A 23852-nucleotide genomic window follows, 5' to 3' on the forward strand; every position below is an offset into this window, starting at 1 on the left:
CCATAGTCCATGTTATAGTGATATATTAATTCTTTTTGAGACCCAAAACCTTTTATAACTTGAGCTATGTTAAGATTATAGCTTAGTGCAATATTATCATATACTTGAAAGCTATTAGTTTGATATTGTGTATTAGAAATGAGGTTATAAAGATATGAGAAAGAAAATGGTTTAGCTTTATTATTATGTGGTATAACGTTTTTATTAACAGAGCGTTGAGGCTCTTTTAAATGAGAAAAGTTATTTTGTTTTGTTGTAATAGATTTGGCTTGTTTCATGATTAAAGGTTCATCAGCTTTATAACGATTACAAAATAAATCAATTTTTGTGGTTTTATTAATGTAAGAATCTTCTCCTCCATTTTTACTATCTATCATTCTACCTTTATACCACTTAGTAGTATTTTCTATATTACCATTTTTATTATAAATAAAGATGTTACCGTTTAACACTCCGTTTTCATAATTAAGTTTCATATTAACCTTGCCAGTAGGATAAAAAGAAACAGCTCTTCCATGGGCAATTCCTTTTTTATATTGCATAATAGATTCTACTCTGCCCGATTTAAAGAATGTACGACAAATACCGTCGAGTATAGTTTTTTTATCATTTATTTTATCAATAGTAATATATTGTTTTTCTGCCTTGAGCTGACCTGTAATGTAATAATCATAAAAAACTTTTTTGCCAGCATCGTTTCTTCCAGTAAGGCGATAGTAAGCTGCTTGTGTAGCATGAGTAACGCCATACCCATTGATGTCATAAAATAAAGCATTTGGCGGTATGTTTAAACTTTTGTGTTGTTGAGCAAAGACAAAAACAACACTTGTTAATATGTAAGTAATGAGAAATATCTTTTTCATGAGCTTTTTTGTGGAGCAAAAATACATTATGTTAGTGTAAAAAACAAATTTATTAATAATTTTTCTATATCAAAATACGAATTACAAAACTAATTTGTATCTTTGTTTCTGAAAATACTAACTTGCTAATACATAAAATATAATGTTTAATACATCTGAAGAGATTGTTAGTTTTAAAGAACTTATAAACCTACTTCTAAAAAGGAATATAAAAAAGCGCATAGCCATAGTATGGCCTGAAGAAAAGCATACTCAAGAGGCTGTTATATTAGCGGTAAAGAAAGGATTTATAGATCCTATTCTAATATGTTCTCAATCTGTCGCTAATAAGTTTTCTACAGATAATTTATTTAAATGTTATGTGGAAACCGATCCTATCAAAGCTGCACGAAAGGCAGTCGACTTAGTAAGAATAGGAGAAGCAGAAGCTATTATGAAAGGGTTTGTTTCTACTGATATTTTATTAAAAGCTATTTTAGATAAAGAGAGTGGTATCTTGCCTAAAGAAACTGTAATGACACATATAACTGTAGCAGAAATACCAAATTATAAAAGGCTTTTAGTATTTACAGATTCTGCTGTAATTCCTTTTCCAACAGATAAACAACGTGAGCAGCAGATTAAATATGTTGTAGAGATATGTCATAAATTTCAAATTAAAGAGCCTAAGATATCGCTGATTCATTGCTCTGAAAAGGTAGATAAGCGTCATTTCCCTTATACTGAACACTATGTTATATTAAAGGAAAAATGTCAAAAGGGTGAGTTTGGTAGCTGTATTATAGATGGACCACTCGATCTAAAGACATCTTGTTCGTTAGAAGCACTACAGTATAAACTTATTAAATCACCTATAAATGGTGAGGCAAACGCATTAATTATGCCAAATATAGAAGCGGGTAATATTTTTTATAAGACGATAACACTTTTCTCTAAAGCTGAAACAGCTGCTATTTTGCAAGGTCCGTTAGTACCTATAATACTTACAAGTAGAGGAGATTCGATAACAACTAAGCTTAATAGTTTAGCATTAGCTACTTTAATATCTGATAAGCATGGGATATAAGATTCTTGCAATTAATCCAGGGTCTACATCAACTAAGATTTCTGTATCTAATGATGATAAGTTTATTCTTGTAGAAGATATTGTTCATACACAGGAAGAATTAAAATCTTTTGCGCGTATTAGCGATCAGTTGAATTATCGTAAGGAAGTAATCTTGGAAAAGTTAAAAAAGAAAGGGATACCATTTAAGTTTGATGCTATAATAGGAAGAGGAGGGTTAGCAAAAGCTGTAGAAAGTGGTGTGTATAAAGTTACTACAGAAATGATTAATGCCCAACTTACGGCTTTTCATCAGCATGCTTGTGATTTAGGTTGTGCTATTGCATATGAAATAGGTAAGGAAGTAGGTTGTTGTAATTGTTTTATTGCTGATCCTGGCGTTGTAGACGAAATGCTTCCAGAGGCTCACATATCTGGAACACCACTTATTTCGCGAGTTTGTATTTGGCATGCACTTAATCAGAAAGCCATTGCTCGTCGTTTTGCAAATGACATAGGTAAACGATACGAGGAACTTAACCTTATAGTATGTCATTTAGGTGGTGGTATTTCTATTGCTGCTCATGAGAGAGGCAAGGCGGTAGATGCTAATAACGCATTAAATGGGGAAGGTCCTTTTTCGCCAGAGCGTACAGGTAGTTTGCCAGTAGCAGATCTAATACATTTATGTTATTCTGGGAAATTTACAGAACAGGAGCTAATTACTTATATTTCTAGTAAAGCTGGTCTTACAGCGCATCTTGGAACAAATAATTGTTTAGAAATAGAAAGACGTATAAAATGTGGTGATAAGCATGCAGAGCTGATATTTAAAGCCATGGCTTATCATATTGCTAAAAGTGTGGCTGCTGAGGGAGCTGTACTCTGTGGGAATATAGATGCTGTTATATTTACAGGAGGTATAGCACGTAGCACTTATATGATGGATATATTTAAGAAGCGTTTATCATATCTTGCACCTATATATATATATCCAGGTCAAGATGAAATGCTTGCTTTAACTGAAAATGCAATAGCAGTCCTTAAAGGAAATAGAGATGCAAAAGACTATTAGATTTAGATATACTTTTAACATAAAAAATAAAGGCCTATGAAGGTACATGAATTTCAAGCAAAAAAAATTTTTGCTGATTATGGATTACCAGTTGAAAGGAGTATTTTGTGTAAAACTCCTGATGAAGCTGTAGCTGCTTATAAACAACTATGTGTTAAAAAGGTTGTTGTTAAAGCGCAAGTACATATTGGCGGACGTGGTAAAGCAGGAGGTGTAAAGCTATGTTCAAATGAGAAAGAAGTTAGGGAGCATGCTACTGCTATTTTAGGAATGAATATCAAGGGGTATACCGTTGAGAAGATTCTTGTGGGTGAAGCTGTAGATATTTCTGCAGAATATTATACAAGTATATTAGTTGATCGTACAACAAAGTGTCCTATCTTAATGCTTAGTCGTTCAGGAGGTATGGACATAGAACAGGTAGCTAAAGATACGCCAGAGAAGATAGCTAAAATCGTTATTGACCCATTGATTGGTTTGAGCGATTATGTAGCTCGCGAAGCTGCTTTTAAGCTATTTGATAACATGGAACAAGTAAAACAAGCGGTTCCATTATTTAAAAATTTATATAGGCTCTTTGTAGATAAAGATGCATCATTGGCAGAAATTAATCCACTTGTAAAGTTAAGTGATGGTACTTTAAAAGCGATTGATGCTAAAATGACCTTTGATGATAATGCTCTTTTCCGTCATTCTGATGTAGCAGAGCTGTTTGAACCAACAGAAGAAGAGAAAAAAGAGCGTGCTGCTAAGGAAAAAGGATTTAGTTATGTTAATCTTGGTGGTAATATAGGTTGCATGGTTAATGGCGCAGGTCTTGCTATGGCTACAATGGATATGATAAAGCTTTACGGTGGAGAGCCTGCTAACTTCTTAGATATTGGTGGTAGTTCTAATCCAGAAAAGATTGTAGAAGCAATGAAATTATTGCTTAGTGATAAGCATGTGAAGGTAGTCCTTATCAATATTTTTGGTGGTATTACTCGTTGTGATGATGTAGCAAAAGGTTTGTTAGAAGCTTTTAAAATAATTCAAACAGATATTCCTATAGTTATTCGTCTTACTGGTACAAATGAGAAAGAGGGTAGAGCTTTATTAGAAGGTACCCATTTTACAGTAGGTAAAAGTATGGCAGATGCTGGTCATAAAGCAGTAGAGCTTAGTAAGTAACATTAAAAATAATCGAAAGCTATGAGTATTTTAATAAATAAGAATACACGATTAATAGTGCAAGGTATAACAGGTAGAGATGGAAGTTTTCATGCTACCAAGATGAAAGAATATGGTACTAATGTTGTAGGTGGAACTTCACCAGGTAAAGGAGGGCAAAATGTTAATGACATACCTGTTTTTAATACTGTAAAAGAAGCCGTAAAAGCAACAAGAGCGAATACTTCTATAATATTTGTTCCTGCAGCATTTGCGAAGGATGCAATGTTTGAAGCCATCGATGGTGGTATAGAACTTGTTGTTTGTATAACAGAGGGTGTACCTACTTTAGATGCAGTAGCTGCGCAGCGCTATGCTAAATTACGTGGAGTTAAGGTTATAGGTCCTAATTGCCCAGGGCTTATTTCTCCAGATGAAAGTATGGTAGGTATTATGCCTACTAATATTTTTAAAAAGGGTCATACAGGTGTTATTAGTCGTAGTGGTACACTTACTTACGAGGTGGTTTATAATCTTACTCAGGAAGGTTTAGGATTGTCATCAGCTATTGGTGTAGGTGGCGACCCTGTAGTAGGGCTTTATTTTGAAGATCTTCTTCAGATGTTCCAAGACGATCCTGAAACAGATTCCATTGCGCTTATTGGTGAAATAGGGGGTGATGCTGAAGAACGTGCTGCTAAATTTATTAAAGAACATGTAACAAAGCCTGTTGCAGTCTTTATATCTGGTCAGCAAGCTCCTCCTGGAAAACAAATGGGGCATGCAGGTGCTATTATATCAAGCGGGTCAGGTACGGCTAAAGAAAAAATAGCAGCATTTGAAGCTGTAGGAGTGCCTGTGGCTAAGGAAACTAAAGAAATACCAATATTATTAAAGAAGCAACTAAGATAAGAAAAACTTCTTTTTTGTTTAAAGCCCTAACTTGAAAATGTTAGGGCTTTATTATGGCAGAATGTTAGCTAATGATAGTATATACGCGAGTTTGGGATAAGAAAGGGGCAGCCGTAAAACCCAGTTGCATCTCCTTTCTCATGCACATAATTTTATAAATATTTATTATTTTTGTCCCCATGAATACTATCGAACAACTATTAGAGAGAAAAGGATAAGTCGAACAGTATACTTTTTTCAACTATTTGTTTTAAATGCATAAAGCACCAATTGATAATAGTTAAGAAGTTTTAATATCTTTAGAATGACATTATTATTTTACATCTAAACATTTGATAACTTAACAAAAAACATTACCTTTGCATCGCTTTATGCACAAAGCTAAGGCAAATGTCAAACAAAATATTAATTATTTATTTTAGGTAGTATGAATCAATACGAAACCGTTTTCATTTTAACTCCCGTTTTATCTGATGATCAGATGAAGGAAACGGTCGCTAAATTCAAAACATTGCTCACCGATAATGGTGCTGAGATTTTGAATGAAGAGGCTTGGGGTCTGAAAAAGTTAGCTTATAACATTCAGAAAAAATCATCAGGTTTTTATGCTTTATTAGAATTTAAAGCAGAACCTTCAGTTGTTAATACTCTTGAGACAGGTTTTCGCCGCGATGAGAGAGTTATTCGTTACATTACCGTTAAGCAAGATAAATATTCTGCAGCATATGCAGAAAAACGTCGTGCTAAGTGGTTAGCTAAAAAGGAGGCTTAATTTATGGCAGAGCAAAAAACAGAAATTCGTTACTTGACAGCTCCTTCTATTGACACAAAGAAGAAGAAATATTGTCGTTTTAAGAAAAGTGGTATTAAGTATATCGATTACAAGGATCCTAATTTCCTTAAGAAATTCTTAAACGAGCAAGGTAAAATACTTCCACGTCGTATTACTGGAACTTCATTGAAGTATCAGCGTCGTGTAGCACAAGCTGTAAAGCGTGCTCGTCAGATAGCACTTCTTCCATATGTAACCGATTTGATGAAATAAAAGAGGAGGGCAATAGATGGAAATTATATTAAAAGAAGATATTATTGGTCTTGGATACAAGAACGATATCGTTAATGTAAAAGGTGGTTATGGCCGCAACTATCTTATTCCAACAGGTAAGGGTGTAGTTGCTTCAGTTTCTGCAAAGAAACAATTGGCAGAGGATTTAAAGCAACAAGCTGCTAAGCTTGCAGCTTATAAGGCTGAAGCTCAGAAAAGAGCAGCTCAGCTTGAGGGTGTTGTACTTACTATAGTTGCAAAAGTATCTGCAACAGGCGTAACTTATGGGTCTGTAAATACAGCTACAGTAGCAGAAGAGCTATTAAAGCAAGGTATTGAAATAGATCGTAAGATTATTACAATGCGTGATATAAAGAAGGTAGGTACTTCTGAGGCTACTGTTCACTTTCACAAAGAGGTAGAGGTAAAGATTCCTGTAACTGTTGTTGCAGAAAATCAGCAAAATCCTGTTGCTGCAGAAGAAAAATCTGAAGAGCTTGTAGCTGATACTGCTTCTGATACAGTCGCAGATAAGAAGTAAATAAATTAGTTGCAAAGCAAGTCAGTAAATATTTTGTTAGTCCCTTTCACTCCGTGGTGATAGGGACTTTTATGTTTTTGTTAAGTTTATTTTATATATCAAGATTCATGTAAATGAAACGAATAGTTCTTACAGGTGGTCCATGTGCTGGAAAAACCACAGCTTTAGTAAAAGTAATAGAACATTTTTCAAGTATTGGTTATAAGGTTTTTGTTATCCCTGAGGTTCCAACTCTTTTTAGCCAAGCTGGTATGGATTACCTTACTAAAAACAAGCATTTCTTTTTTGAAGGCGAAAAGGCCACACTCGATACTCAAATAGCCTTAGAAGATCATTTTAGTCGTATAGCAAAAACTATAAAAAAACCTACTATCATTGTTTGTGATAGAGGTACAATGGATATTTCTGCTTATATGAATAATGAAATGTGGCAAGAAATTATATCGGGCTTAGGAATAACTTCAGATACTCTTAGGTCTCGTTATGATGCAGTTTTACATCTTGTAAGTGCTGCAGATGGAGCTGAACAATTTTATACTACGGCTAATAATAGTGAGCGTACTGAAGGTATAGAGCTTGCTCGAAAATTAGATAAGAAAGTTATTCAAGCATGGTCTGAGCATCCTCATTTACGTGTGATAAATAATCATGAAGACTTTGATACAAAGATAAATAGGGTATTACAAGAAATATCCAGTGTCCTTGAGATACCTCAACAGGTAATTGAAGAACGAAAATACATTGTACGTACTTTAAGCGATATACCAGAAGCAATTGAAAGCGAAATATATCAAACCTACCTTACCTCCGAACCACGAAGTGAAGTACGGTTACGTAGACGCACCTTAAATGGTATTTCCATTAACGTTAGAACTACAAAAAAAATATTGCCTACAGGCGAGCAAGTACAAACCGAGCGTCAAATAGATAATAATCTTTATGAATCGCTAATGCGCCAAGCAGATCCTTATCGTAAGACTATACATAAAATAAGGAAAACCTTTATTTGGAAAGGACAGTTTTTCGAATTAGATACCTATTTAGATGATAATGAAAATTTACAGATACTAGAAACAAAAGGTATTGTAGATCACGAAAAAGTAAAGTTTCCTCCTTTTATAGAAGTAGTTAAAGATATTACAGGAAAGACGGAATATTATAACTATAATCTTGCATTAACAAAATAGTTCGATCTCAATAAAATAAAATACTTTATTTACATAGTTTGAGTATAATAAAATCAAAAAAAGTTTAGATTAATATTTTATTATATGTTTTACTATTGTAAAAGATATGCTTAAAAAGTTTTATTTTAATATTTCTAACTATTATAATTATCATAAATATATTATTCTATTAATTATTGCTGTCCGGTAAAATGACTATATTTGCTTATGGTTATATATTTTTAACAAAACAAAGATAACCAAAAGGGCTGATACTTTGTGAGAAGTGTCAGCCCTAAATTTGTATCTTACCCAAAAGTTTTGTGGATAGTAATTATTCAATTTAAAGAATCATTTATCCATTAAAAAGTTATTGTATGCTAATGATAGTCCAATTATAATTATTAAATTTGCATAAAACGCAATGAAAATGATAAAATGTAAGACTTCAATCGTATAAAAGTAGTGTTAGCAGAGAAGAAAAGAACCAATAAAAGGTTGGCAGAACAATTAGGTAAAGACCCTGCAACTGTTTCAAAATGGTGTACCAATGTTTTTCAACCTGACCTTGCGACATTGAATAGGATTGCAGCAGAGCTCGATGTTGATGTCCGAGATTTAATCACACTTTCAAAGTCTTCAACATGGAGATAATAGATAATGTTCATAAAACTTGGCGCGATGACTTTGCCCTGACCATCAAACAGGGCAGTAAGTTGTCTATTGCCGCGTCGTGTTTCTCTATCTATGCCTACCAAGAGCTAAAAAAGGTCTTGGAGGGCATAGATGAGTTGCGTTTTATATTCACATCCCCCACTTTTGTAACTGAAAAGTCTGACAAGCAGAAACGTGAGTTCTATATTCCGCGCATAAATCGTGAACGCAGTTTGACGGGTAGTGAGTTTGAAGTGAAACTTCGTAATGAGCTCACTCAACGTGCCATTGCCAAGGAGTGTGCTGAATGGATACGCAGGAAGGTGTTGTTCAAGTCTAACCGAACAGGCGAGAATATGGCGGGGTTCGGCTTGGTTGACGATACGGCATACGCACCCATCGGTGGCTTTACCACGGTAGAGTTGGGCAGTGACCGAGGCGACAATGCCTATATGATGATCAATAAGTTGGAAGCCCCAATCTCTCAAAATTATCTGCAGCTCTTCAATCAGCTTTGGAATGATGAGAAGCGTTTGCAAGACGTAACCGATGAGGTGGTAGAAAGCATCTCCAACGCTTACAAGGAGAATGCACCTGAGTTCATTTATTTTATCACGCTTTATAACATCTTCCGTGAGTTTCTCGACGACTTGTCCGAAGATGTGTTGCCCAATGAGGCTACAGGCTTTAAGGACACGCTGATTTGGAAGAAACTCTATAACTTCCAAAAAGATGCTGCTCTTGCCATTATCAATAAGTTAGAAAAATATAATGGTTGTATCTTAGCAGATAGTGTTGGATTGGGTAAAACCTTTACGGCGCTGAGCGTGATTAAATATTATGAGAATCGAAATAAATCAGTGTTGGTACTCTGTCCTAAAAAGCTATACGACAACTGGGCAACTTACCGCAGCAACTATATCAATAATCCGCTGGCTGGCGACCGTTTGCGCTATGATGTTCTTTTTCATACAGATTTGGGGCGTACTCACGGCGAGAGTAATGGACTCGATTTAGAGAAAATCAACTGGAGCAATTACGACCTTGTCGTGATTGACGAAAGCCACAACTTCCGTAATGGTGGCAAGGTAACAACTGACGAAAACGACGAGAACCCAAGAGAAAATCGTTATCTATACTTATTAAACGAAGTTATCCGTAAAGGAGTGAAGACCAAAGTACTAATGCTCTCTGCCACCCCCGTAAACAACCGCTTCAACGATCTTAAAAATCAGTTACAGTTAGCATACGAAGGCAAAGCAGAGCGTTTTGATAAACTTCTTAATACCACTAATTCTATTGATGATATTTTCCGTCAAGCGCAGTTGGTTTATAATCGCTGGAGCAAGTTGCCAGAGATAGAGCGCACCACAGAGAGACTCTTGTCTGAATTGAGCTTCGACTTCTTTGAGGTACTTGATAGCGTAACCATTGCTCGCTCACGCCGACATATTGAGCAGTACTACGATACTGCCGATATAGGTTCTTTTCCCGAACGGCTGCCCGTCATATCGCAACGTCCACACCTCACCGACCTTGATGGGGCAATATCATATAACGAGATTTTTGAACAGATCAATAATCTGAATCTTGCAATATACACACCTTCTGATTTTATCTTGAGTATCACATAAAAGACTTATATTCATTGCGGATATTCGCTTTCCAAACATCTGTAAGTCAATGAGTTATAAAAGCACATGTTTTACCCTCTAAAACATCACCTTTTACCCTCTAAAAGCACATGTTTTGCAGACTAAAAGCATACCTTTTACTAAGAGATATCTAAGCGTTAGCTTAACAACCATAATAATTACAAAATAAAAAATAAGATATGATGAAACCTATCAGAATAGAAAGAACATCTGCCAATGGTAGCAAACTCAACCTTGAAGCACTCTACCAGATTGCCCCCTCGTGCTTTACCGAAGAGAAAGACGAAAAGACGGGTACTGTCAAGCATGTCGTGAATTTTAAGACCCTGCGCCAACTTCTTGGCGACGATGCTGTAGAAGACAGCGAGGAGATGTATCAGTTTACATGGCCAGGCAAACAGGCTGCACGGTACGAGGCAGCCACACCCATTGCCGACACGCTAAGACCAGTAACCGAAGACTCTGTGGATTGGGACACCACCCAAAACCTCTACATAGAGGGCGACAACCTGCGTGTGCTCAAGCTCTTGCAGAAGAGTTATATGGGCAAGGTGAAGATGATATACATCGACCCTCCTTACAATACGGGTAACGACTTTGTGTATCACGACGACTTTAAGACATCTCTTGCCGACGAAGAGCTTGCTGCTGGTAATATCGACGAAGAGGGGCTGCGCTATCGCAAGAATCTTGATGGCAACGGTCGTTTCCACTCCGACTGGTGCTCAATGATGTATAGCCGCCTGCTCGTGGTTCGCTCGCTGCTGACGGAAGATGGCGTTATCTTTATCTCCATCGACGACCACGAGGTGCATAACCTCCGCAAAATCTGTGATGAGGTGTTTGGGGCAAGCAACTTTGTTGCGGAATTGGTGTGGGAAAGAGCATTTGCACCCAAAAATGATGCCAAGTATATATCTAATAGCCACGATTACATTTTAATGTATGCCAAGGAAATTCAGAAATTCAAAATAGGTCGATTGCCCCGCACAGAAGAAGCTAATGCACGTTATTCGAACCCAGATAACGACCCAAGGGGTGTTTGGACGTCAAGCGATATTTCTGTAAAAACCTATAATGCGGCTTGCGACTACCCCATTACGACCCCTTCGGGGAAAATTGTAGAGCCTCCAGCAGCGCGCTGCTGGAGGCTCTCACGAAATGCGTTTCGTGAGAGACTCGGAGATAACCGCATATGGTTCGGCCCTAATGGAGATGGTGTCCCTCGTCTAAAGCGTTTCCTTTCAGAATTAAAGTTTGATGGTATGGCACCAACATCAATCTTATTTTATAAAGAAGTGGGCCACAGCCAAGAAGGCGCAAAAGAAGTCACTGCACTTTTTGAAGACAAAGGCGTGTTCGATGGGCCTAAACCTGTTCGTCTTCTAAAACGGCTGATTACCTTGGCAAATTTAGATGATAAAAGTATTGTGCTTGATTTTTTTTCAGGTTCAGCTACTACCGCTCATGCATTGATGCAATATAATGCAGAAAAGGAGAAACATTGCAAGTTTATCTGTGCGCAGCTTATAGAAGATACACCTGAAGAAAGTCCTGCCCGTAAATCTGGTTATGCTACTATTCCCGAGATAGCCAAGGAGCGTATCCGCCGTGCGGGAAAGAAGATAAAAGAAGAAACGCCATTAACCACACAACACCTTGACACTGGCTTTCGTGTGTTCCGCCTTGATGGCAGCAACTATGAGGACGTAACGAAGCAGCCCAGCGAATACGACCAGCGGACGCTCGACCTCTTTGCCAACAACATAAAAGCCGACCGCACAGACCTCGACCTTCTCTTTGGGGCTATGCTCTCATGGGGCGTGCAGCTATCTCTGCCCATGACTACCGAAGAGGTGGACGGCTGCAAGATATACACCGTAGACGATGGCGGCTTGGTGGCATGCTTTGCGGAGAACATCACCGAGAATGTGGCAAAGGCTATGGCTGACAAGCTACCCGTGCGCGTACTCTTCCGCGACAGCTGCTTCAGCGAAGACAAAACCAAAATAAACATCTTTGAGCTCTTCAAGCAGAAATTAAACTGGGACGATAAAGAGGCAAAAGATAACATCAAAGTGGTTTGATTGGCTATGGACGAGAATAACAAGATATTGATATATACTGGTCAAGATGGTTTGACCAAGATAGATGTGAAACTTGAGGAGGACACGCTGTGGCTAACTCAAGCACAGATGTGCGAACTGTATCAGACGAGCAAGTCGAATGTAAGCGAGCATATTAAGCACATCTTCGAGGAGGGGGAACTTCAGGAAGGGGCAGTTGTTCGGAAATTCCGAACAACTGCTGCCGATGGTAAATCGTACCTGACGACCTTCTACAATCTCGATATGATTATTGCCCTTGGCTATCGTGTACGCAGCATCATTGCTACACGTTTCCGCCAATGGGCAACTATCAGGCTGAAAGAATACATCACCAAAGGCTTTACGCTCGATGATGACCGTCTGAAGAAATTGGGCGGTGATGGCTATTGGAAAGAATTGCTGGAGCGCATTCGCGACATTCGTTCCACTGAGAAGGTGATGTATCGGCAAGTGTTAGAGATTTATGCCACCAGTATCGACTATGATCCTCGCGCATCGGTATCGCAGAAGTTCTTTCAAAAGGTGCAAAACAAGATACATTATGCCATTCATGGGCATACGGCAGCTGAACTCATTGTGGAGCGTGCAGATGCTGAAAAAGATTTTATGGGATTGCTCACGTTTAAAGGCAATCAGCCCACGCTAATAGAAGCTCGCACGGCAAAGAATTATCTCAACGAGAAAGAACTTCGCGCTATGGGGCAGTTGGTATCGGGTTATCTCGACTTTGCAGAGCGTCAGGCAGAGCGAGAACAGCCTATGACGATGAACGACTGGGCAAACTATCTGGACAGAATACTCACTATGTCTGGTGAACAATTGTTGCAAGATGCAGGCAAAGTGTCGCACGAAGACGCCATGGAGCACGCCACAACCGAATATCGTAAATACAAGCAACGCACCATCAGCGACGCTGAGCGAGATTATCTCAATACTATCAAACGCTTGGGGAATATCAATAAAAAAGAAAGTGAGCATGAAGATTAAATACAAACATCAAGGATTTCAAGTAGAGGCTGCGCGCAACGTGGTGCGCGCCTTTGAGGGACAGCCCTATCAAGACAGTGCTAACTACATTATGGACTGGGGCACACAAAAGCAATTGTTCGAAACAGGGTTTGGTAATGCACCTCTTAAGCTCGATCGCGCTGACATCAAAGAGAATGTGCGCACTATCCAGATGGAGCAAGGACAGAAGCCTATTGACCACCTTGAGGGCGAAGGCATAAACCTTACTATAGAGATGGAAACAGGTACGGGTAAGACCTATACCTACATCAAGACCATGTACGAGCTTAACAAGCATTATGGCTGGAGCAAGTTTATCATTGTGGTGCCCAGTGTGGCTATTCGTGAAGGCGTGTATAAGAGTTTTGAGACCATGCAAGACCACTTTGCCCATGAATATGGCAAGCGCATGCAGTACTTCATTTATAACTCTAAGCAACTCACCAAGATAGACAGCTTTGCCAGCGACAACAACCTGCACGCCATGATTATCAACACGCAGGCTTTCAACTCGTCTTTCAACGAAGACAAGAACAAAGAAGGGCGCAGTGGGGACGCCGCCGCACGTATCATCTTCTCAAAGCGAGAAGAGTTTGGTTATCGTCGCCCAATAGACGTATTGGCAAAGACTAATCCGGTAATGATTATCGATGAGCCACAGAGTGTGCTCGGTGCCAATGTTCACAATTCCACTCGAAAAGGTATCAAGCTTTTTAATCCTCTCGCCTTGCTGCTCTATTCTGCCACTCACCGCGAGGTAATGAATATGGTGTACCGCCTTGATGCCATTGATGCCTACAACAAGAAGTTGGTGAAAAAGATAGAGGTAAAGGGCATTCGTCAAGTGGGAAGCACTGCTACCAATGGTTTTCTCTATCTTGATGAGATTGTGGTAAGCAAAGGTAAGAATCCGCAGGCACGTATCACATACGATATTATGGGCAGTACGGGCAACGTGCGTCAGACTACCAAGCTGGTGGACGAAGGTTTCGACCTCTATGAGCAGAGCGGACAGATGGCAGAGTATCGTGATAACTATGTAGTGGAGCGTATAGACGGACGTGCAGGCAGCGTGAAACTTCTCAATGGCATGACTCTCTATGAGGGAGATTCGCAAGGAGAGGTTACTGAAGATATTATGCGCAGAATACAGATACGCGAAACCATCAAGACACATCTTGAGCGTGAGCGTCAGCTGTTTCCTAAAGGTATTAAAGTGTTGAGCTTGTTCTTTATCGATCATGTGGAGAACTATCGTACATACGATGAAGAGGGCAATGGCAAAGGCAAGTTTGCTAAGATGTTTGAGGAAGAGTACCAGCGTATGCTGCAAGAGCTGATGCCTACCTTTACCGATGAGGCTTATACACGCTATCTATCACGCTTCTCTATAGAGCAGGTACACAACGGATATTTTTCACAAGACAAGAAAGGGAAGTTTATCGATTTGAAGGTGAAGCGTGGCGAAACAGGTTGTAGTGATGATAGTGCCTACAACTTGATAATGAAGGATAAGGAACGGCTGTTGAGTTTTGACGAACCTACACGTTTCATCTTCTCTCACTCAGCCTTGCGTGAAGGCTGGGACAACCCTAACGTCTTTCAGATTTGTACATTAAAGAATACCGCAAATGAGATAGGTAAACGTCAGGAAGTGGGACGTGGTATGCGTCTATGTGTGAATAAGAATGGAGAACGACAAGATGCAGATGTGCTTGGTGATACGGTATTTGATACCAATATATTAACCGTGATTGCCAGTGAGAGCTATGAGCAATTCTCCAAACAGCTGCAACACGAAATAGCCGAAGTGGTGAGCGACCGCCCGGTGGTGATTACCCCAACACTATTTGTTGATAACGTGTTTGAGACGGTAGAGGGTACGAAAATGAAAGTAACTGTTGATGAGGCACGCAAAATTTATAATCAACTCATCAAGCGAGATTATGTAGACGATGACGGTAAACTGACCAATACCTATTTTGAAGCAAAGGAGGCTGGGACACTCTGTTTTGGCGAACAATTTGAGTCTGTTAAAGCAGGTATTATACAAACTTTGGACAGGGTGTTCAATCCTCAAACTATCAAGATAGAAGATGGACGTAAACCTAAGGAAGCTAACTTCCAAGAGGAGCGGTTCAAGAAAAAGCAGTTTCAAGAATTGTGGAAGCGCATCAACGTTAAGACCTATTATAAGGTGGACTTTGAAACTTCGGACCTTATTCACAAGTCTATAGATGCCATCAACAAGCATCTCAGTGTAACAGAAATACGCATGGTCGTGGAAGAAGGACACATGGAGGAGATACGCGATAAGGAATCGCTTGAAGCCGGCACGGCAATGGTGCAAAACACAGCTCACACCTACCATGTGCGTGAGACGGTGGGAGCTGGTGTGGCATACGACTTGATAGGTAGGCTTGTGGCTATCACTGGACTAACCCGTAAAACTATTGTAGCCATTCTAAAAGGTATTAAGCCAGCAACGTTCCATCAGTTTAAGATGAATCCCGAGGAGTTTATCCGTAAGGTGGGCAATATCATTTACGATGAAAAAGCAATGGCAGTAGTACAGAAAATATGCTACCAGCGCACGAGCAATACCTACGATGTAGATATCTTTACAAAAGATACCTTGCGTGGAAAGATAGGTATCAATGCTATAGAGAGCACAAAGTCGCTGTACGACCTTGTGGTGGTGGATAGCGAGGGCGTGGAGAAACGTTTTGCCGAGGCTTTGGAGACCCACGACGAAGTAGCAGTCTATACCAAGCTGCCTCATGACTTCTATATAAACACTCCGATGGGACATTACAATCCAGACTGGGCAATTGCTTTCAACGAGGGAACAGTAAAGCATATCTACTTTGTTGCCGAGACCAAGGGCAACGAATGGCAACGCTCACAACTTCGTGGTGCTGAAGATGCCAAAATCGAATGCGCTGCCCGCCACTTTGAAGCCATCAGCCATAATAATAATATAGTGTACGGTGTTGTTAAGGACTACAAAACTTTATGTGATAAGGTAATGAAATAATTTTTCAATCTCTTGTCTACAATTTTTCGAAGTCTTAAAATGAAAAGGTTTTCTCTGAAAGAGGATGATATTAGGATAGAAAGTTGACAGTCTTAGCCATATTTTTGTTTAATGAGCAACCTCGGCTCTTACGTTAAAGCAATACAAAAAGTGTCCACACATTTAACGGAAGAGCCATTAAAACGGTTGCTTGTTAGCAAAAACAATCATTTGTTGTTCAACCTCAGTACCCTTAGAGGAAATGGCGGTGTTATGTGAATGTGCTGGTGGCAAAGCCTATTTTTTTATGTCCAAGGACACGGTTAGTGTTTTGACAATCAACACGTTCGACGAATAGCCGTATAAGATAGGTGCGCAAGTGCATCTACATTGAAAACCAAAGTCAATGCAATTGAAAAAACAGGTTGATGAGCACTTTGCAACTGAGTTGCAACAAAATTTTGCCATCTTTGCATCATGATGCGGAGAGAAGCACTCATAGTAAGTCTTTGGCTGGCAATGCTCATGGTGTTGCTGGTGTTGGCCGTGCCCCATCATCACCACCTGAGCAAGGTTTGTTTCGTGGAAGAAAGGTGCGAGACAGACGGTCAAATCAATGACCGCCACACCCACCATAATTCTTCCGGACAGGAATCGCAGGCAGACAACTGTCCTGTAGAGCAAATCAGGCACATTGTTAAGGACGACGAGCATGCGCAGCCAGTCATACAAGTGGCGCAGCAGCAGCCTCATTGGCTGTGCGCCCACGCTGCTGACATGCACCCGCACGTGCAGATAGTTTCGCCAGTTGGCGAAACGCCCGAACCCATCGTCCGATTGCTTGAGGCACATATAGCCTCAAGTGGACGAAGGGGTCCTCCCGCTTTATAATACCCATTGTTTTTATATAGTGGCAGAGCAGTTGTCAACAACTGTTCCGCAGTAAGTCGTACATGTTCATACTAAGGTTATGATTAACAAGATTATCTATTTTTCTATTCAACACAAATTTCTGGTGGTACTCCTGTTGGTGGCCATCATCGGCGGCGGAGTGTATTCATTGCGAACCATTAACGTAGACTCCACGCCCGACATCACAAACAACCAGGTGCAGGTCATCACGGTTTCTGAAAATCTTTCGACGGCCGACATCGAGCAGTTCGTCACCTATCCCGTAGAGCTGGCCATGTCTAACCTGCCCGGTGTTGAGGGCATCCGTTCCATCTCACGCTTTGGCCTGTCTGTTGTTACTATCGTTTTCAAAGAGGATATGGGTACTTACCTGCCTCGCCAGTTGGTGCAAGAGAAGCTGGAAGAGGTGCGCGAAAACATTCCGGAGGGATTCGGAACGCCCGCGATGGGTCCCATCAGCACGGGACTGGGCGAGATTTTACAGTACACCCTTGTTCCCAAAGACACCGCCCGTTACAGTACGCAGGAGCTGCGCACCATTCAAGACTGGATAGTGAAGCGCCAGCTGTCCATGATTCCGGGCGTGGTGGAGGTCAACTCGTTTGGCGGAAGCATCAAGCAATACGAGGTGGGCCTCAACCCCCAGCGGCTCAACGCCATGCGCGTGAGCGTGGGCGAGGTGTACGAAGCCCTTAGAAAAAATAACGTCAACACGGGCGGCGCCTACATAGAGCGTGACCACATGGCCAGCTTCATCCGGGGTGAAGGACTGGTGAAGTCGGTTAACGACATTGAGAACATCGTGGTGAAGAATGTCAACGGCATCCCTGTTCTCGTGCGCGACGTAGCTGATAAGGTGGGCTTTGGCTCGCAAGTGAGGTACGGCGCTTTCACTCAAGATGGTCATGAGGCAGTCGGGGGCATGATCATGATGCTCAAGGGTGCCAACTCTGACAAGGTGGTCAGAGCGGTGAAGGAGCGCATGGAGAGTGTCAGAAAGTCGCTGCCCGACGGCATCGACATCAAACCTTTTCTCGATCGATCCAACCTTATCGAGCGTACAACGAGTACCATTGCGCGCAATTTGACAGAAGGGGCGCTCATCGTGATATTCGTGCTGGTGCTGTTATTGGGAAGTTTGCGTGGAGGTTTCATCGCCGCATCGGTCATTCCGCTGTCCTTACTGTTCGCCCTCATCATGATGCGGATTTTCGGCGTGAGCGCCAACTTGATGAGCCTGGGTGCAATCGACTTTGGAATTATCGTCGATGGGGCGGTGATTATCGTAGAAGGCACGGTGTTCGAAATGGAGAAAAGAATCAAGAAACACAGCCAACTGGGGCGGGGCGGCATGAACGCCGTCGCCTTCGAGGCCGCCTCTTCAATGATGCATTCGGCCTTCTTCGGTCAGCTGATTATCCTCATCGTGTTCACCCCCATCATCTTTCTCTCTGGCGTCAGCGGAAAAATGTTCTCCCCCATGGCCTACACCTTCTCGTTCGCCGTACTGGGAGCCATCATTCTGTGTCTGACGTATGTGCCGATGATTTCATCTTTGCTGATTCGTCCATTGAGCCACCAGAGCGGCTGGATGGCGCGGATGGAACGCCGTTTGCAGCACATGGGCAACCGTGTGACGGGGCGCATCATACATGTTTATCATCCACTGCTGTTGTATGCCCTGCGTCATAAAAAGACGGTACTTGTTTCTGCCGCTGCTTTGTTTCTGGCTGTCGCATTCGCTTTCACGCGGATGGGAGGCGAATTTGTGCCTGAACTCGATGAGGGCGACATCTCCATGCAAACCTTCCTCCGCCCCGGCAGTTCGCTCTCGGAAACCATCAAGCGAGAGGAAGAGGTGGAACGCCTGCTGCTTCAGAGCTTTCCGGAAATCAAAACTGTATGCGCACGCATTGGGGTGGCCGACATACCCACTGACCCGATGGGCTTTGACTATACTGACAGCTTCATCATTCTGGAAAAAGATCGTAGCAAATGGACATCGGCCAAGACCAAAGAAGAATTGATAGAAAAGATCAAAGAAAAGTTGCAAATCCTGCCGGGGCTCAACTTCTCGTTCTCACAGCCGGTGGCCCTCCGTTTCAACGAGCTGCTCACGGGTGTGCGCCAGGATGTGGCCGTGAAACTTTATGGCGACGATCTCGACAAACTTAGCGAACTGGGTGAGCGGATGGTGAGCATCATCAGTAGGATAGAGGGAGCCGAGGATGTGACCCTTGAGCGCACGGACGGATTGCCGCAGATTACGGTGAAGTACGACAGGCAGCGGGTGGCGCAATACGGTTTGCACATCGATGACCTCAATTCCTATGTTAGCAGCGCATTTGCCGGAAGTTCCGCAGGGTCGGTGTTTGAGGGTGAGAAACGGTTTGACCTTGTCATCAGGCTCTCTGACGCTTACCGGAAGAGTATCAACGACCTGCGCCAACTTTACATACCGCTGCCCAGCGGGGCACAGATACCCTTGAGCGAGGTGGCACAAATTGATTATGAGTCGGGGCCCATGCAGATTTCCCGCGAACAAACCTCGCGTAACATCTATGTCGGCGTGAGCGTCAGAGGACGGGATGTGCAGTCGGTTGTGGATGAGATACAGGACAAACTCGATCAGCAACTGCGCCTGCCGGCTGGCTATCGATTGGCGTATGGCGGTGAATTCCAGAAACTTCAGGAGGCCAAGAATCGCTTGATGATCGTCTTGCCTATCGCCCTGCTCCTGATTTTTGTGCTACTTTATTTCGCCTTGAAATCGTTCAAGCAGAGCCTCATGATTTATATGGCGGTTCCGCTGGCCACGGTAGGCGGCGTATTGGCATTGCTGTTGCGGGGCATGCCCTTCTCCATTTCGGCCGGAGTGGGCTTTATCGTCCTCTTCGGAGTGGCCGTACTCAATGGTCTGGTACTCATCAATCGTTTCAACTCGTTAAAGAAAGAAGGTATGAACAACATCAACCGCAGAATCATTAAGGGTACGCAAGAGCGCATCCGCCCTATACTTCTCACGGCTACGGCCGCCATGTTGGGCTTCCTGCCCATGGCAGTGTCGGGGTCGGCAGGTGCTGAAGTGCAGCGACCTTTGGCCACTGTGGTCATCGGCGGACTGTTCACGGCTACGCTGCTTACCTTGCTTGTCGTTCCTTTATTGTACGCCTTGGAAGAGAAAGCGCAGCGAAAAACTGCCAATAGGATACCCAAAGCGGCCTTTGCCCTGATGCTGACACTGCTGGCACCATGCGGCATGCAGGCTCAACAGCCAGTGAGTTTGCAACAAGCCTTACAGCTGGCTGAGCAATATCATCCAAGCATTCGTCTGGCGCGGATGGGTGTCAATCGTGAAGAGACCATGGTCAAAGGCGTAAGCGAGGTGGGACTTACTGAGCTGTCGGCAGGGGTAGAAGATCTTGGAAGAGGCAACGATGTCACCTTTACTCTGTTGTCTGTCAGGCAAAACATTGACGTGCTGGGGAACAAACAGCGCGTGCGCACCCAGCGGCAAAAGGTGAATGTGGCTCGTGCGGAGATGAATCTCACCGAACATCAATTGCGCAAAGACGTTTACCGCGATTATGCGCAGGCTTATATTCTAAGGCAAAGGATGAACGTGCATGCCATGATAGATTCTATCTACCAGAACTTCGAGCATGCGGCGAAAGTGCGTTACGAGGCAAGAGAAACGTCGAAGTTGGCTTATCTGGCCGCTAAGAAGAAGGCTGTTGAAACCAAAGAAAACTTCAAGCAGTCGGTGTTTGATTACCAAGTGGCGTTGAAGGCCTTGTCACGGTGGCTGGGAGAGGGGCTCTATGAACCCACTACGGCTCCAGACGAGACGCTTGGAGAGGTAGGAAGCAGTGCAAATCCCGTATTGACTTGTCAGTCGGAGAGGATTAAATTGGCCGAAGAAAACATCCGACTGGAAAAGTCCAAAGGGCTTCCGGCATTCTTCATAGAGGGTGGTACACAGCGCATTGGCGACAAAAACGGCTACTGGACATTCGGCGTTGGCGTGAGTGTTCCGCTGTTTAGACGTTCGTATAAGGCCCGACAAAAGGCTGCCGCCCTGGACAGGGACATCGAAAACATGCAGTTTGACTTGCTGAAAAAACAGCTGGATGACAACCAAGCACGCTTGCACACTGCGTACAAGAAGTGGCGTCACAAACTGCAATATTACCGGGACACAGCTCTTCCCACGGCCAGGGCGCAGCAACGTGGCGCGTCTTCTGCTTACAAGCTGGGTGCAACCGATTACATCGGGTTCATTCAGACCATGGGTGACGCCGTGCAAACCGAGCTTGATTATTGGGAAGCATACGAACAATTCATCGACACAATCATCAATTTACAATATCCAACCATATAAAAAATGAAAACAAAAGCATATCTCATCCTTTCGCTCATCGTCCTTTTAGCAGCTTGTGGCAAGCAAACTAAGGACGCTGGCGAACAAGAAAAACAGTCATCGGACAGCATGACAAAGGTGAAACTCACCGATGAACAGGTGAAAAAGTTAGGCATCAAAGTGGGGAACATCGCCGACACGATGCTCATCAGCAATGTGGACGTCAATGGAAAGCTGGCAGTTGGCCCCCAGAGCGAGGCAACCATAACCCCGCAAATGGGCGGTAACGTCAAACAAATATTGGTTCATGAAGGGCAATCTGTGACCAAAGGAATGGTGGTGGCCTATCTGTCTCATCCTGATTTGGTAAACCTTCAGACGGATTATTTCTCGGCATTGAACCGACAGAGATACCTGAAAAAGGAGTTTGACCGCCAGACCATGATGATGAACGAAGGTGTAGGAGCTGGCAAAGACTACGACCGTACGAAGTCGGAGCTGCAAACTGTGAGCGGTCAGGTGCAGATGCTTGCCGCCCAACTCAAACAACTGGGCATCAGTACGTCTGCCCTTCGCAAAGGAAAACCAATGCTGGTCATTGCATTGACAAGTCCCATCAACGGCACAGTGGAACAAATCAACGTGCAAACGGGGCAATATGTATCGCCCGAAATGGCCATGATGAAGATTGCTAACACCAGCAACATGTATGCTGAATTGCAAGTCTTCCAACGTGATGTGCCGAAAATTAAGGTGGGACAGGATGTAGCACTGAAGATTGTTCATGCCGACGGAACCGCCTGCAAGGGCAAGGTGTACTCCATAGGCAAGATTTTCAGAGCCGAAACGCAAACGGTTGAGGTGCGTGTTCGTTTGGATGGACAGCACACGGGACTGATTGTAGGGATGTATGTTCAGGCGAAGATTGCAACAAGCAGCGAAAGGACGAGAGCCGTTTCGTCTGATGCCATCGTTGAAGTGGATGGAAAATCTTATATCTTCACGGCGGCAAAGCAAGGGAACAACTGGCAGTTTGTCCCCACGATGGTCAAGAAGGTGAAGGAAGAAGGTGACCTCGTGGGCATAGAGACCAAGGGGCCGGCAGATCGTCTTTCACGCATTGTGCAGTCAGGTGCTTACTACCTGCTTTCTGAGATGAAGAAAGACGAGACGGGAGAGGAATAAAACATGACCGAAACGGAATGGATGTTTGGTAGGCAGGAAATTGCCCGGCTACCAAACATCCATCATGTTTTCAATATTATTACTGTCCGCTAAACATAGAAATCCTTATTCCAACTCATTGAGACACAATAGTTCGGATGGCAGCATGTTAGCGACAAGCCCCCTTATTCATTTTCTGTTACCTCCGGTGGCGATTCAGCCGCTGCTTCAAGCATGAGTTTCATGTCGGCATCCGGCATGTTGAAGAAATTATTCATGTTGAGGTATTCTATAAGTACAATGCGCACCATAGTAGCCAGCCCTGAGAAACTCCACCGCCTCCGCAATGAGCTTTGCAGCAGTGACAGTAATAGATTGGCAATGAGTGTGCCCCAAATCTGTATCTTGATGGCGTTGGCACTCTCGCCATAGAAGTATCCTTCTTTCCCGTCTTGGGATGCCGTCCCACGCCCTTGAAGATGACGTTAGAGAACAGGGTTATCGTGGTGGAATCGATGATTCTCAGACGTTTTATCCATTCCTCCGTACCATTGTGTAGGCTGTCCGAAGAAATGTGTACTTTTGCCTATGTTATCTAAGTTTGGGAACAAAAGCAAAGATAACAAAAAGGGCTGATACCTCGTGAGAAGTGTCAGCCCTAAATTTGTATCTTACCCAAAAGTTTAGCGGACAGTAATAAAATCTAACAAGAAATGATAGGAAAATGTAAGGCAATAGCGCACGGAAGCACAGCTTTGGACTATATCTTCAGGGAAGGCAAGCTCGGCTATCGGCTTGCCTTCCACAATCTTTGCAGCAGGGAGCCAAAGACAATCTATGAGGGAATGAAAGTGGTCAGTGACTACAACAGCCGTTGCAGGAACAAGTTTCTCCGCATAGAAATTGGTATCGCACCACAAGACGAAAGAAAGCTACCTGTGTTAGAACTTATGTGGATAACTCATTTGTTTGCCAAGCGAATGGGACTTGACAACCACCAATGGGTGGCAGTAATGCACAAGGACACCGACAACACACATATTCACATAAATGCTAACCGTATCAGTCTGTATGGAGAAGTCTATGACGCCAACTTCGCAAGGCGATGACTATGCAGAAACAGCATGGCAGCGCAAACTCAGATACCAAGCTAACAGAAAGAAGAAACGTGGAAGGGGA

General features: G+C 42.6%; 19 protein-coding genes and 1 pseudogene. 18 read left to right on the forward strand and 2 right to left on the reverse strand.

Annotated features, from left to right (window positions below):
• Window positions 1-863 (reverse strand): toxin-antitoxin system YwqK family antitoxin (locus tag HMPREF9018_RS09950; protein ID WP_008451242.1); only part of this gene is annotated, 863 nt, incomplete at its 3' end.
• A gap of 142 nt (window positions 864-1005) precedes the next feature.
• On the opposite strand from HMPREF9018_RS09950, the gene HMPREF9018_RS09955 reads away from it, so the two are divergent.
• The 14 genes from HMPREF9018_RS09955 (at window position 1006) to HMPREF9018_RS11055 (ending at window position 16857) form a co-directional block, all read left to right on the forward strand.
• A complete protein-coding gene (locus tag HMPREF9018_RS09955; RefSeq protein ID WP_008451246.1) occupies window positions 1006-1929 on the forward strand; it encodes a phosphate acyltransferase in 924 nt (307 codons plus the stop codon).
• On the forward strand, window positions 1919-2983 hold the full coding sequence (buk, locus tag HMPREF9018_RS09960; protein ID WP_008451248.1) for a butyrate kinase: 1065 nt from the start codon (window positions 1919-1921) through the stop codon (window positions 2981-2983). Before HMPREF9018_RS09955 ends, buk begins: the two co-directional genes overlap by 11 nt.
• A 36-nt stretch (window positions 2984-3019) precedes the next feature.
• Window positions 3020-4153, forward strand: coding sequence for an ADP-forming succinate--CoA ligase subunit beta (sucC, locus tag HMPREF9018_RS09965; protein ID WP_008451228.1), 1134 nt, complete (start codon window positions 3020-3022; stop codon window positions 4151-4153).
• Window positions 4154-4174: 21 nt separating this feature from the next.
• Window positions 4175-5044, forward strand: coding sequence for a succinate--CoA ligase subunit alpha (gene sucD / locus HMPREF9018_RS09970; protein WP_008451254.1), 870 nt, complete (start codon window positions 4175-4177; stop codon window positions 5042-5044).
• Between the two features lie 427 nt (window positions 5045-5471).
• Entirely contained in the window at window positions 5472-5816 is a 345-nt protein-coding gene (rpsF, locus tag HMPREF9018_RS09975) for a 30S ribosomal protein S6 (RefSeq protein WP_008451230.1), read from the forward strand.
• Window positions 5817-5819: 3 nt separating this feature from the next.
• Window positions 5820-6089, forward strand: a complete 270-nt coding sequence (rpsR, locus tag HMPREF9018_RS09980; protein WP_008451235.1) for a 30S ribosomal protein S18 — start codon at window positions 5820-5822, stop codon at window positions 6087-6089.
• 16 nt (window positions 6090-6105) lie between these two features.
• Window positions 6106-6630, forward strand: coding sequence for a 50S ribosomal protein L9 (rplI, locus tag HMPREF9018_RS09985; protein WP_008451257.1), 525 nt, complete (start codon window positions 6106-6108; stop codon window positions 6628-6630).
• 113 nt (window positions 6631-6743) lie between these two features.
• Window positions 6744-7817 carry an AAA family ATPase gene (locus HMPREF9018_RS09990; protein ID WP_008451219.1) on the forward strand — a complete coding sequence of 358 codons (1074 nt, stop codon included), beginning with the start codon at window positions 6744-6746 and terminating at the stop codon, window positions 7815-7817.
• A 435-nt stretch (window positions 7818-8252) separates the two neighbouring features.
• Complete coding sequence (locus tag HMPREF9018_RS09995; RefSeq protein ID WP_036856611.1) at window positions 8253-8450, forward strand: helix-turn-helix domain-containing protein; 198 nt, start codon at window positions 8253-8255, stop codon at window positions 8448-8450.
• Window positions 8441-10084, forward strand: coding sequence for an SNF2-related protein (locus HMPREF9018_RS10000; protein WP_008451233.1), 1644 nt, complete (start codon window positions 8441-8443; stop codon window positions 10082-10084). Before HMPREF9018_RS09995 ends, HMPREF9018_RS10000 begins: the two co-directional genes overlap by 10 nt.
• Window positions 10085-10287: 203 nt before the next feature.
• Window positions 10288-12192: a site-specific DNA-methyltransferase gene (locus tag HMPREF9018_RS10005; RefSeq protein WP_008451259.1), complete on the forward strand. Its 1905-nt coding sequence runs from the start codon at window positions 10288-10290 to the stop codon at window positions 12190-12192.
• A gap of 6 nt (window positions 12193-12198) precedes the next feature.
• Complete coding sequence (locus HMPREF9018_RS10010; protein WP_008451238.1) at window positions 12199-13200, forward strand: virulence RhuM family protein; 1002 nt, start codon at window positions 12199-12201, stop codon at window positions 13198-13200.
• Window positions 13190-16258 (forward strand): type III restriction-modification system endonuclease, encoded by a 3069-nt coding sequence (locus tag HMPREF9018_RS10015; protein ID WP_008451261.1) that lies wholly within the window; start codon window positions 13190-13192, stop codon window positions 16256-16258. The genes HMPREF9018_RS10010 and HMPREF9018_RS10015 overlap by 11 nt, the downstream gene beginning before the upstream one ends.
• 407 nt (window positions 16259-16665) lie before the next feature.
• Entirely contained in the window at window positions 16666-16857 is a 192-nt protein-coding gene (locus tag HMPREF9018_RS11055) for a hypothetical protein (RefSeq protein ID WP_154648187.1), read from the forward strand.
• A 104-nt stretch (window positions 16858-16961) separates the two neighbouring features.
• Here the strand turns inward: HMPREF9018_RS11055 and HMPREF9018_RS11415 are convergent, their stop codons facing one another.
• Window positions 16962-17087: a hypothetical protein gene (locus HMPREF9018_RS11415; RefSeq protein ID WP_262498019.1), complete on the reverse strand. Its 126-nt coding sequence runs from the start codon at window positions 17085-17087 to the stop codon at window positions 16962-16964.
• A gap of 120 nt (window positions 17088-17207) precedes the next feature.
• Between HMPREF9018_RS11415 and HMPREF9018_RS10025 the strand changes: the two genes are divergently transcribed.
• From HMPREF9018_RS10025 to HMPREF9018_RS10035, 4 genes and pseudogenes are all read left to right on the forward strand, one after another.
• Complete coding sequence (locus HMPREF9018_RS10025; RefSeq protein ID WP_008451221.1) at window positions 17208-21530, forward strand: CusA/CzcA family heavy metal efflux RND transporter; 4323 nt, start codon at window positions 17208-17210, stop codon at window positions 21528-21530.
• A 3-nt stretch (window positions 21531-21533) separates the two neighbouring features.
• The gene (locus HMPREF9018_RS10030; protein WP_008451256.1) at window positions 21534-22694 is read left to right on the forward strand and encodes an efflux RND transporter periplasmic adaptor subunit; all 1161 of its coding nucleotides are present in this window, start codon (window positions 21534-21536) and stop codon (window positions 22692-22694) included.
• Between the two features lie 237 nt (window positions 22695-22931).
• Window positions 22932-23105 (forward strand): hypothetical protein, encoded by a 174-nt coding sequence (locus tag HMPREF9018_RS11155; protein ID WP_198506733.1) that lies wholly within the window; start codon window positions 22932-22934, stop codon window positions 23103-23105.
• A gap of 281 nt (window positions 23106-23386) precedes the next feature.
• Window positions 23387-23771: pseudogene (locus HMPREF9018_RS10035) on the forward strand (relaxase/mobilization nuclease domain-containing protein); the annotation flags it as partial.
• Between the last annotated feature and the right edge of the window lie 81 nt (window positions 23772-23852).

The organism is Prevotella amnii CRIS 21A-A (assembly GCF_000177355.1).
Lineage (GTDB): Bacteria > Bacteroidota > Bacteroidia > Bacteroidales > Bacteroidaceae > Prevotella > Prevotella amnii.

What these genes read in the sequence shown, in the direction of transcription:
- HMPREF9018_RS09955 (WP_008451246.1), top strand. Translation starts at nt 1,006, where the DNA reads ATGTTTAATACATCTGAAGAGATTGTTAGTTTTAAAGAACTTATAAAC.
- buk (WP_008451248.1), top strand. Translation starts at nt 1,919, where the DNA reads ATGGGATATAAGATTCTTGCAATTAATCCAGGGTCTACATCAACTAAG.
- sucC (WP_008451228.1), top strand. Translation starts at nt 3,020, where the DNA reads ATGAAGGTACATGAATTTCAAGCAAAAAAAATTTTTGCTGATTATGGA.
- sucD (WP_008451254.1), top strand. Translation starts at nt 4,175, where the DNA reads ATGAGTATTTTAATAAATAAGAATACACGATTAATAGTGCAAGGTATA.
- rpsF (WP_008451230.1), top strand. Translation starts at nt 5,472, where the DNA reads ATGAATCAATACGAAACCGTTTTCATTTTAACTCCCGTTTTATCTGAT.
- rpsR (WP_008451235.1), top strand. Translation starts at nt 5,820, where the DNA reads ATGGCAGAGCAAAAAACAGAAATTCGTTACTTGACAGCTCCTTCTATT.
- rplI (WP_008451257.1), top strand. Translation starts at nt 6,106, where the DNA reads ATGGAAATTATATTAAAAGAAGATATTATTGGTCTTGGATACAAGAAC.
- HMPREF9018_RS09990 (WP_008451219.1), top strand. Translation starts at nt 6,744, where the DNA reads ATGAAACGAATAGTTCTTACAGGTGGTCCATGTGCTGGAAAAACCACA.
- HMPREF9018_RS10000 (WP_008451233.1), top strand. Translation starts at nt 8,441, where the DNA reads ATGGAGATAATAGATAATGTTCATAAAACTTGGCGCGATGACTTTGCC.
- HMPREF9018_RS10005 (WP_008451259.1), top strand. Translation starts at nt 10,288, where the DNA reads ATGAAACCTATCAGAATAGAAAGAACATCTGCCAATGGTAGCAAACTC.
- HMPREF9018_RS10010 (WP_008451238.1), top strand. Translation starts at nt 12,199, where the DNA reads ATGGACGAGAATAACAAGATATTGATATATACTGGTCAAGATGGTTTG.
- HMPREF9018_RS10015 (WP_008451261.1), top strand. Translation starts at nt 13,190, where the DNA reads ATGAAGATTAAATACAAACATCAAGGATTTCAAGTAGAGGCTGCGCGC.
- HMPREF9018_RS11055 (WP_154648187.1), top strand. Translation starts at nt 16,666, where the DNA reads ATGAGCACTTTGCAACTGAGTTGCAACAAAATTTTGCCATCTTTGCAT.
- HMPREF9018_RS10025 (WP_008451221.1), top strand. Translation starts at nt 17,208, where the DNA reads ATGATTAACAAGATTATCTATTTTTCTATTCAACACAAATTTCTGGTG.
- HMPREF9018_RS10030 (WP_008451256.1), top strand. Translation starts at nt 21,534, where the DNA reads ATGAAAACAAAAGCATATCTCATCCTTTCGCTCATCGTCCTTTTAGCA.
- HMPREF9018_RS11155 (WP_198506733.1), top strand. Translation starts at nt 22,932, where the DNA reads ATGTTGAAGAAATTATTCATGTTGAGGTATTCTATAAGTACAATGCGC.